Here is a 10,334-nt window from a genome sequence, read left to right on the forward strand (position 1 = left end):
TGTAAATAGCAGCAAGATACAAGTAATAATATGTAAAATTTTTCTATTTTTTACTAATAAAATGTAAAAATAGATATAAAAAAGAAGAATTTTAGCTCAATCAGTCATAGGTCGTATGTCTAATTGATTTTTAGTTAATAAAATAGTAACATAATTTTAATAATTGAATGGATGTGTTAAAATGCGAAAACTTTTAGATGCTTCATCACAAAGATTAATAAAGATTCTCGAAACTTTTACCTTACATAATGGGTGGATTACCCTCTCTAAGCTATCGTCATTAGTCGGAGCCAGTGAGCGAACTCTTGCAGAGGATGTCTCAAATCTCCAAAAACGATGGGGTGATAGTCTAAATATTGAGGTTTCCAGAAAAAACGGTGTCATCATGCACAATAGGAATACTGCCTGCATCAGTAGTGTGTTCACCGATCTTTTTAACGACTCCGTAGCCTTGCTTTGGATTAAAGAACTACTATTTCACCCTAATATGTCTATCGAGTTTTATGAAGGTAGGCTTTTTGTAAGTCGCTCTACGCTAAATCGCCTTTTGATAAAGATTAACTTGTTTCTTTCAGATATGGGTACTGCAATCCGTTGTGATAACAACAGGTATCAACTCATTGGGAATGACGAACAACACCTCCGTAATTTTTGTGCCAGTTTTTTATTAGAGATGTATGGACTAGACATACAAAAATATGACCTTACTATAGATGTAAATGCGATAGGAGAAATAATTACTTTTCTACTATCTAAGTATCTTGAACCAATGGAACTATCTTTGGTTCTCAATGACGATATTTCCATGATCTATTTGATAATGTTCTACCTTGTTTCTCTTATGAGAGAAAGTCAAGGCTATACAGTAACTTCAGATTATACAGTGGAAAAGGAAATTAATGCGAATACTCTAACGTTTCTTCAAGAACAATTTCCTAATATTTCATTGGATAATCTACGCCCAATTCATCAATTCGTATTCAATCAATACTGCGGTTGGGATTCTGACGAAGAAGAAGATCTTGTGAACAATGAAACTGAAACTTTCTTCCAACAATTGTTTACTTTAATTCCCGTATCTCCTAATGAGAACACGCAGCATATGATGCATTTTTCTCTAAAATCTTTGTATTTGGAGAAGAAATACCATACGCGAAAGACTTCTACTTTGTTTGACCGAATTTATTATTTCTCACTATCCCTTAAGAGACGTAATTCATTTTTATATGAAGTAGTGGAAGAAAACCTTAAACAATTCTCCCAGAACGTGAATCTTGATATAGTGTCTAATGTCAATGACGTATTATATTGGTTGTGCATAATATGCCCAGAATTATGTGAATATTCACCACCTAGGAAAGCTTTACTCATAACTGATTTTGGTATGCCACACGCCAATTTTCTATCCAAGGTATTATCCGACTTTTTTAATAACAAAACCGATTCTCTAAGAATCGACATTGATCGTTATCCACAGACTTTGACATCAGATAAAACCAAAAGCTATGATATTATAATTACTACAATACCCAAACTGAAGAAGCATCATGAAAATATTTTTCTGATCAATGATTATCCAAGCTGTGAAGATTTCATGGATATATACCTAGCACTTTCAAACTGAACTTAATCAAATGCCTAAGAAAATTAAGGCTTTAGTTAAATGTTCTTCAGAATCACTAAAGCTATTTTAGTAAATATTCACTATTATTTAGATATTTTTTGTTAATTTACACGTTTTTTTAAAAGTGCAACTTTCGCACTTTTTTTCTTCCATTATTTGGTGTAAACTGAAGCTATATATATAATTACCCCTATATATAGAAGTTTTTACACGGAGGTTGTACTATGAAAAAAGTTATATTAAGTTTATCGTTAACTATAATGCTAATACTTACTTTGACTATAATTGTATTAGTTCAAGTGACAAAGCCAAAAAACTATTATTTATCAATTTCTGATTACAACAACACCTACAAACAAGCACAAGATGATACTATGTTATCATTAGACGAATACAATGAAAAATACGCAAAATAAACTGTTCCAGAACAACTTTCAGATAATAATACATCTCAAAGAGTTGTTCATAGGTAAAAAAATACAACTTGCTTCACCTTTGGCAAAGCAAGTTGTCTACATTTTGAGCCTACATTGATGTACATGGCTCTTAAATATCTAATTAAGCACTTTTCTTCTTACTTAGTTTCTTTTTCATGAAATACCATAATGTACCTGTAATACAAATTGAAGAATAAGCCCCACATATAATACCTGCCATCAATGGTATTGTAAATTCACGAATGGAATCTACTCCAAGTATGAATAATACGAATACCATGATAAAAGTGGTTAATGAAGTATTAATACTTCTGCTAATCGTCTGGCTAATACTACTATTCACTACATCTTCAAGTACATCCGTTCTTTTCATAGCAGCTTTGTTCTCACGGATACGGTCAAAGATAACAATTGTAGCATTAATAGAATACCCTACAATCGTTAACATACATGCAATAAAGGTATTACCTACTGAAATTCTAGCCACTGCATAAACCATCAATACAATAAGAACATCATGAATTAATGCAAGTACTGCGCTAGATGCAAAGTTAATATCCTTAAAACGGAACCAAATATAGATTAACATGAAAATTGTAGCAATGATTACAGATAGAACTGCATCTGTCTTCATTTCACTACTTACTGTTGCAGAGATACTTTCCATTGTAATAGTAGATTCATCCGCATTATACGTTTCTACAAATGCATCCGTAACTGTCTTTCTTTCATCAAGATCTAATTCTCTAGTTTTAATAACTACCGAATTCTCACCAACTACTGGAGATACCCCAACTTCTGCTTCTCCTATTAGATTACCAACAAACTCTTCTAGTTCAACATTAGCTGGAACTGAATCTTTGAATGTAACTTGCGTTGAAGTTCCACCCTTGAAATCAAGACCATAGTTAAGAATATTTCCTATTGATGACTTGTTAACAAATAACGCAACTACACCAATTGCAATTAATACACCTGATATTGCAAAGAACTTCTTTATGTGTTTTGTGAAAGCAAATACTTTTACTTCTTTTTGAACACCATAGAATTTTTCTTGATCTAAACCTAAGTTATATAAGGCAATTAAAGTATATTTTGTAACAACTAATGCCGTAAACATGGATATTACAATACCAATTGCTAGTGTTTGAGCAAAACCTTTCACTGTACCTGATCCCTTGAACCATAATACAGCTGCGGCAATTAAAGTAGTGATGTTTCCATCAAGGATTGCTGACAATGCTTTATCAAAACCTATTTTAATTGCAGAACGAACTGTTTTACCAGTTGCAAGCTCTTCCTTGATTCTTGTAAATATTATGACATTCGCATCAACTGCCATACCGATTGATAGAATGATACCCGCGATACCTGGTAATGTTAATGTTACATTTGCACCATTTAATACAACAAGAACCGCTACGACATATAGACATAGCGCAATACTCGCTGCTACACCTGGAACACGGTAAACAATAATCATAAATATAATAACTAATACGAAACCAATTGCAGCTGCAATTAAACTTGTATCAAACGCTTCTTCACCAAGATTAGCTCCAACTACATTGGAACGAATCTCTTTAAGTTCAAGTGGAAGCGCACCGATTCGTATTGTTGAAGCAAGATTTCTAGCTTCATCATAAGATCCTTGTGAAATCTGTGCTTGTCCGTTGGTAATCGCAACCTGAACTGTTGGTGCAGAGATAACTTCACCATCATATACGATTGAAATTGTTTGACCGATATACTTCCCAGTAGCTTCAGCAAATAATTTCGTACCTTTCGTATTCAAGGTAAGATTCACTACATACTCTGTATATCCATTCTCTTGAATTGTACCTTCCTTGGCAGTCTTAATGTGTGTACCATTAATAACTTCATTACCTTCTGGATCTACAAAGGATATGGATCCAGCTTTTCCAAGTTCCTCAAGAACTTGATTCGCATCTTGTACTCCTGGGATATCAATATTAACTCGATTATTACCTTCTTGGTATACCATTGCTTCTGTGCTGTAGTTTTCAACACGTTTTTGCATCTTGTATACCGTATCACTCATCTCAGTAGCTGTTGGATTTTCTTTAACAGTTTCATAAGTAATACTTACACCACCTGCTAAGTCAAGACCCAAACGAATGTTTTTCGCACTACCTTTGTGCTCTTTGCCAAGACCAACTAACGTAACGATTGATAATCCCACAATTACCAAAAGTACAATTAGTAGGTGCAAGACACCCTTTTTCTTGTCCTTCATAAATGTCTCCTTCGCCTAAATATTCAGAAATAGTGACTCTGCACAAGTCACAATACTTGCCAAGCGAGCAAGCTATTGTTCTACTAATTCTGCTTCAGCTGCTTTTATCATAATTGCACATTCCACTCGTTTTCTTTGCATATCACACCCTATGTCATACGCATCGTCAATTTTTCCGTGGAATTTATATGAATTTGCTGCACAACCGCCACTGCAGTAGAATCTAGCAAAACAATCTCTACACTTATCTTTTGCATAAACGTTACATAATTTGAATTCATCACAGCATGCTGTATTCTTAATCCCTTCGAATACATTACCAAGTAAGAATTCATCTTCACCAACAAATTGATGACATGGATACAGATCTCCCCATGGTGTTACTGCAAGATATTCGCTTCCTGAACCACAACCAGATAAACGTTTTGCAACACATGGTCCACCTGTCAAATCTATCATAAAATGGAAGAAGTTAAACCCTTTGCCTTCCTTCTTACGTTTGATCATCTCTTTTGCTAACTTATCGTATTCTTCATAGATTTTTGGCAAATCTTCTTCGCGAATGGAAAATGGTTCTTCCGGAAGTGAAACAACAGGTTCTACAGAAATCTGTTTAAATCCTAAATCCGCTAAATGAAGTACATCCTCAGAAAAATCGAGATTGTTTCTTGTAAATGTACCTCTAACATAGTAATTTGTTTGATTACGTGACTCGGCCACCTTTTCAAACTTTGGAACAATAAGATCATAGCTTCCCTTGCCATTTCTAGATGGTCTCATATGATCATTTACTTCTTTACGTCCATCAATACTTAATACGATATTCGCCATCTCTTTGTTAGCGAATTCCATAATATCATCATTTAATAACACACCATTCGTTGTTAATGTAAATCTGAATTTCTTATTATAGATTTTCTCCTGTTCACGACCGTAAGCTACTAAATCTTTCACTACTTGCCAATTCATTAGTGGCTCACCACCAAAGAAATCAACTTCAAGATTTCTTCTGCTGCCTGAATTCTCGATTAAGAAATCAAGTGCTTTCTTTCCAACTTCATAACTCATAAGTTCTCTATGGCCTTTGTATTCGCCTTCTTCTGCGAAACAATACTTACAGGCAAGATTACAATCATGAGCAATATGAAGACATAATGCTTTAACAACAGTTTGGCGTTTCTTAAAGTCTGTGATGTACTCCTTATAAATATCTTCCGAGAAAAGAGCTCCTTGTTTCTTTAACTCTTCAATCTCTTCAATTGCTTCAATTACATCATTGATATTTATTGGACCTTCTAATTTTGCAGAATTTTCTGGTTTTGAATACTTATCCATCATGGTAGCAATAATTGTATCCGTATCATTATTCTCAAATAATTCAATAATATCATAAACCAAATCATCTACGATATGAATCATTCCACTATTAACATCTAATACGATGTTATAGCCATTATTTTTATATTGGTGAATCACTTTGATACTCCTTTCAGTTGACCGTATGGAATCTTAACAAAAAATTAACTTCCTTACATTTAATAAGCAGCGACTAAAGCCGCTGCTTATTTATGAGTTATATTAATCCCTAGTCGTTAGCTTAGTTATCATTCTCACAACTTTGATTTCCTACAGTACATGAAGTCTTACAAGCTGATTGACATGAAGTTTGACATTCTCCACAGCCACCTTTTTTCATAGACTCTTTAAGGTTTCTAGTGTTTAAAGTCTTGATTCGTTTCATTATGTAACCTCCTTTGCATATTTATACCCGATTAATTATATCATATGTTATATTACTTGTCAAAAAAGGAAATTAGCTTATCATCCCGCCTAACATTCCACCAAGTAGGCACATTCCAAGCACAGTTACTATACTTCCAGCTGATCCAAAAGCAGCTTTATTCATGACGATTGATATAATAATTATTATCATAAAATAAATCGCTCCAATGACTAGCCCCCAAAGGAATTTCTTAGCTTCAACTTTCTTCCCTATGAAAAATCCACCTACAAACGTAGAAAGAATGTAGGCAAGTATAACTCCAACACTAACTACCCCACTAGGAATCTGTACTTTGAATAGGATGAAAGACAGTAAAAATAAGATGACGGTTGTTACAATGTACGAAAAAAATAATGCCTTTGCAATATGAACTGGGAGTGTCTTTTTTGCTTCGACCTTAGTCACGCCTTTGTCCTCCTGTTACTATGTATAGTTTATGTATATTGCTTTGATATGTAGAATATGACTTACTACTTGTAAAATGTGTAGTATTCTTGTATGCTATAACATAACACTAAAACACGAAAGAAAGGAGTAATTCCATGAAATATATTGACTTACATGTACACTCAAACATATCAGACGGAACTTTCACACCAACCGAAGTTGTTGATGAAGCAGTTCGTAGTGGATTATCTGCCATTGCTTTAACAGACCACGATACTGTACTTGGCCTACAAGAAGCAAGACAAGCTGCTGAAACTCATGCTACTAATGGTTATGATATTGAGATTATTCCAGGGGTTGAAATCTCTTCTGCATATAGCGGAAAAGATCTTCATATCCTTGGTTTGCATATTGACGATACCAACGAAACCTTAATAAAAACACTAGAAGGCGCTGTGAAAGAACGGGAAGAACGTAACATTAAGATGATTAACAATCTGAATAAGGCAGGAATCCCAATTACCCTTGAAGCTTTAAAAGAATCCGAACCAGATGCGGTAATCACAAGAGCTCACTTTGCCAAATACTTAACCGAAAATGGATTTACAAAAACTCGTAACGAAGCCTTCGATAAATATTTAGGCACTAATGGTCCTTATTATGTACCACGTCAATTCATCACACCAGAAGATGCAATTGCATTAATTATACAAGCTGGTGGAATTCCAATACTTGCCCATCCACTGCTTTATCACTTATCTTTAGATGAACTATCTGACTTAGTTAAAAAACTAAAATCCTTTGGTCTAGCAGGTATTGAAGCAATCTACACTTCTAACACCGGTTGTGATGAAAGCGATATGCGTCGCTTAGCACGCCTGAACAATCTATTAATAAGCGGAGGTTCCGATTTCCATGGTGCCAACAAACCTGATATTGCTATTGGTAAAGGTCGTGGTAACCTTAAGATTCCTTATGAATTACTAGATAAAATGAGAGAATATAAGAAACTTAAAACGAAAGAATAGAATTACAATATAAAAATAGGTTATAGCAAATATATTTATATACATTTGCTATAACCTATTAATTTACTATCTATTAACAATACGATAATACGCTTTTGCAGTCATCTTGAATACAATTATATAGATTACTGCGTATATTGCTATCGTTACTAATGTACAATTCAGTATTAAAGTTGTATCTAATAGTTGGAATAAGACTAACATCTTCGTTATCATCTTGAATGCAAATGCAACATGAATGATAGCTCCTAATAATGGTAAAAAGAAAACTTGAATAATCTGCTTATTAATTGTCTTCTTAACATCCTTCTTATCTAACCCCACCTTATTTAAAATCTCATAACGTTTACGATCCTCAAATCCTTCTGAGATTTGTTTAAAATAGATAATCATAACCATAGCCAATAAGAACACAATTCCTAAGAAAAATCCCAAGAATACCAAACCACCAAACATCTCATAGCTATCTATTCTATTTAAATCAATGTTTGTAAAACTACGACCATTAGCAATCTTATTTGTCACTTCCTTAATCTCATTAGCGCAAGCAATTCTGTCGTCATACATACCATCTACATCAAAAAATACATCATATTCCATTCCATCATTTGTATTAGTCTTAAACTCCTCGGTTACTTTCTCCACGATATCAACAATACTCTCATCATCCTTAAGAACCATATAAATGCTATCTTTGGATCCTACATCTATGCTCAGTTTAATACCTAGATCATCACAATTTCCTTTCACCGTATACAACTTATCTAATATCTTAACTTCATCACTAGAATATTTATTGTTAGCAAATGATATTAAAACTTCATTCGATTCTAACGCCATATTCTTATCTGTTATCTTATTGTATTCAGCAAGTGGGATAAAGTAAATTACATAGTAACTGAAGTTTGAATCCCATACCGTATCACTATTAAAGCCTCCTATGCTACCAACCTTATAATCAACAACAGCATCTTTCATACGTATATCTTTATAGTTTTTTATTGTAACATTGTGTTTTTTTGCCACATTGTATATCTCATCTTTTAACTGTGCCGGATCAACCGTATCATCTTCCATGCTTATTGTATAATCTGTAGGATTACTATCTGTAATCACTTTTTCTCGCCCAACATATAAAGCAATCGTAGTGGATAAGGTAACCAATACCATAGTAGATAGGATACAAATATTTGCTAGTCCTGTTGCATTCTGCTTCATCCGATGAATCATACCAGATACTGTAATAAAATGGTTGGTTTGATAATAGTACCTCTTATTTTTTCTTAATAGTTTAAGAATAAGTATACTTCCCGATTGGAATGTACAATACGTTCCTACAATTACTAATAAAACCGCTATAAAGAAGCTATTAATAGCTGCTATAGGATTTTCTATTCTAAGGGCCATACTATATCCAGCAGCCAACAATCCTAATCCTAGAATAGCTAATACTGGTGTAAAGCGACTTTCTTTCTGTCCAATCTCCTCCCCCTTCAACAATTCGATTGGTTTACTAAGCCTTACTTGTATTAGATTCCATAGAAAAGCCACTAGATATACCGCCATAAAGAATACAATTGTCTTAACAAATACACTACTATTTATAATGAATTTACTTCCCTCAGCAATTCTAGTAATCTTCATCAAAAACATAAAAAACAACTTACCAAAAACAATACCAAGTAAGATACAACCAAAAATAATAGTTAAAAATGAGATTAAACTCTCATATAGCATCACGATACCAACATGTTTTCTCTCTAAACCTAGAATTCCATATAGTGCAATCTCTTTTTTTCTACGTTTCATTAAGAATCCATTGGAATAGAAGATGAATATTACAGAGAATACCGATATTACCCCTGCTCCCATCTCAAACATAACTTGTAACGTATCAGCCCCCCTTATATTCGTAACACCCTTTCCTTCACTAATAAGCAAGAACAAGACGTAAGTGAAAACCATTCCCACACCTGCCAGTATGTATGGTAAATATGCATTCCTATTCTTCTTCAAATTGGTAATTGCTAATTTCAGATAGAATGACTTACCCAATGTCGACACCTCCATCTGATAATACTGTCAACGTGGATACAATCTTGCGAAACATCTCTTCCTGTGTCTGATTTCCACGATACAATTGATTGTATACTTCACCATCTTTTATAAATAGTACTCGTTTTGCATGACTTGCTGCTTGTGTACTATGTGTAACCATTAATATTGTCTGTCCAGAATCGTTAATCTGGTCAAATATATGCAATAGATTTTGTGCCGCTTTGGAATCCAAAGCTCCTGTAGGTTCATCAGCAAGGATTAATTTAGGATTTGTGATTAGTGATCTTGCAATTGCTGTCCTTTGTTTTTGTCCTCCTGAGATTTCATAAGGAAACTTATCTAATAAATTCTCAATTTGTAGCCTTTTCACAAGTGGCATTAATCTCTCTTCCATCTCTTTGTACTGTTTTCTTGATAGTACTAGTGGTAACAAAATATTATCTTTAACAGAAAAAGTATCTAATAAATTAAAATCTTGAAATACAAAGCCTAGATTTTCTCTACGAAAGGCAGATATCTTGCTATCACTAACCTTAGATAATACAGTCCCGTCTAAGCGAACTTCTCCAGCTGTTGGTTTGTCAAGTGAAGCTAATAGATTAAGTAATGTAGTCTTACCTGAGCCAGACGCACCCATAATTGCCACATACTCTCCTTCTTCTACTGAAAAGTTAACTTGGTTAAGAGCTTGACACTGCTGCCCTCCAAAACGTGTTGTATATATTTTCTTCAAATTATTTACCTCTAATAACGCCATTAT

General features: G+C 33.8%; 9 protein-coding genes. 3 read left to right on the top strand and 6 right to left on the bottom strand.

The genetic code is table 11. The features are described 5' to 3' along the window. The first annotated feature begins 181 nt into the window (after positions 1-181). Positions 182-1,624 (top strand): helix-turn-helix domain-containing protein, encoded by a 1,443-nt coding sequence (locus tag ACW2QF_RS10360; protein ID WP_455715929.1) that lies wholly within the window; start codon positions 182-184, stop codon positions 1,622-1,624. Positions 1,625-1,848: 224 nt separating this feature from the next. Beyond that, positions 1,849-2,040: a hypothetical protein gene (locus ACW2QF_RS10365; protein ID WP_455715930.1), complete on the top strand. Its 192-nt coding sequence runs from the start codon at positions 1,849-1,851 to the stop codon at positions 2,038-2,040. Positions 2,041-2,182: 142 nt separating this feature from the next. Here the strand turns inward: ACW2QF_RS10365 and secD are convergent, their stop codons facing one another. From secD to ACW2QF_RS10385, 4 genes are all read right to left on the bottom strand, one after another. Further along, positions 2,183-4,318, bottom strand: a complete 2,136-nt coding sequence (gene secD, locus ACW2QF_RS10370) for a protein translocase subunit SecD (RefSeq protein ID WP_455715931.1) — start codon at positions 4,316-4,318, stop codon at positions 2,183-2,185. A gap of 72 nt (positions 4,319-4,390) precedes the next feature. After that, on the bottom strand, positions 4,391-5,794 hold the full coding sequence (scfB, locus tag ACW2QF_RS10375) for a thioether cross-link-forming SCIFF peptide maturase (protein WP_455715932.1): 1,404 nt from the start codon (positions 5,792-5,794) through the stop codon (positions 4,391-4,393). A 121-nt stretch (positions 5,795-5,915) separates the two neighbouring features. After that, on the bottom strand, positions 5,916-6,059 hold the full coding sequence (scfA, locus tag ACW2QF_RS10380; RefSeq protein ID WP_455715933.1) for a six-cysteine ranthipeptide SCIFF: 144 nt from the start codon (positions 6,057-6,059) through the stop codon (positions 5,916-5,918). 72 nt (positions 6,060-6,131) lie between these two features. Beyond that, positions 6,132-6,506: a TIGR04086 family membrane protein gene (locus ACW2QF_RS10385; RefSeq protein WP_455715934.1), complete on the bottom strand. Its 375-nt coding sequence runs from the start codon at positions 6,504-6,506 to the stop codon at positions 6,132-6,134. A 137-nt stretch (positions 6,507-6,643) separates the two neighbouring features. Here ACW2QF_RS10385 and ACW2QF_RS10390 point away from each other — a divergent pair, with 137 nt between their 5' ends. After that, positions 6,644-7,516 (top strand): PHP domain-containing protein, encoded by an 873-nt coding sequence (locus tag ACW2QF_RS10390; protein ID WP_455715935.1) that lies wholly within the window; start codon positions 6,644-6,646, stop codon positions 7,514-7,516. 66 nt (positions 7,517-7,582) lie between these two features. Here ACW2QF_RS10390 and ACW2QF_RS10395 read toward each other — a convergent pair whose 3' ends face one another. After that, positions 7,583-9,571, bottom strand: coding sequence for an FtsX-like permease family protein (locus tag ACW2QF_RS10395; protein WP_455715936.1), 1,989 nt, complete (start codon positions 9,569-9,571; stop codon positions 7,583-7,585). Beyond that, positions 9,564-10,331 (bottom strand): ABC transporter ATP-binding protein, encoded by a 768-nt coding sequence (locus ACW2QF_RS10400; RefSeq protein ID WP_455715937.1) that lies wholly within the window; start codon positions 10,329-10,331, stop codon positions 9,564-9,566. Before ACW2QF_RS10400 ends, ACW2QF_RS10395 begins: the two co-directional genes overlap by 8 nt. Positions 10,332-10,334: the final 3 nt, after the last annotated feature.

The sequence above is a fragment of the Anaerosporobacter sp. genome (assembly GCF_965301125.1).

Excerpts from the sequence above, each read along its gene's own strand:
- scfA (WP_455715933.1), bottom strand. The coding sequence starts at position 6,059 with ATGAAACGAATCAAGACTTTAAACACTAGAAACCTTAAAGAGTCTATG.
- ACW2QF_RS10360 (WP_455715929.1), top strand. The coding sequence starts at position 182 with ATGCGAAAACTTTTAGATGCTTCATCACAAAGATTAATAAAGATTCTC.
- ACW2QF_RS10390 (WP_455715935.1), top strand. The coding sequence starts at position 6,644 with ATGAAATATATTGACTTACATGTACACTCAAACATATCAGACGGAACT.
- ACW2QF_RS10400 (WP_455715937.1), bottom strand. The coding sequence starts at position 10,331 with ATGGCGTTATTAGAGGTAAATAATTTGAAGAAAATATATACAACACGT.
- secD (WP_455715931.1), bottom strand. The coding sequence starts at position 4,318 with ATGAAGGACAAGAAAAAGGGTGTCTTGCACCTACTAATTGTACTTTTG.
- ACW2QF_RS10365 (WP_455715930.1), top strand. The coding sequence starts at position 1,849 with ATGAAAAAAGTTATATTAAGTTTATCGTTAACTATAATGCTAATACTT.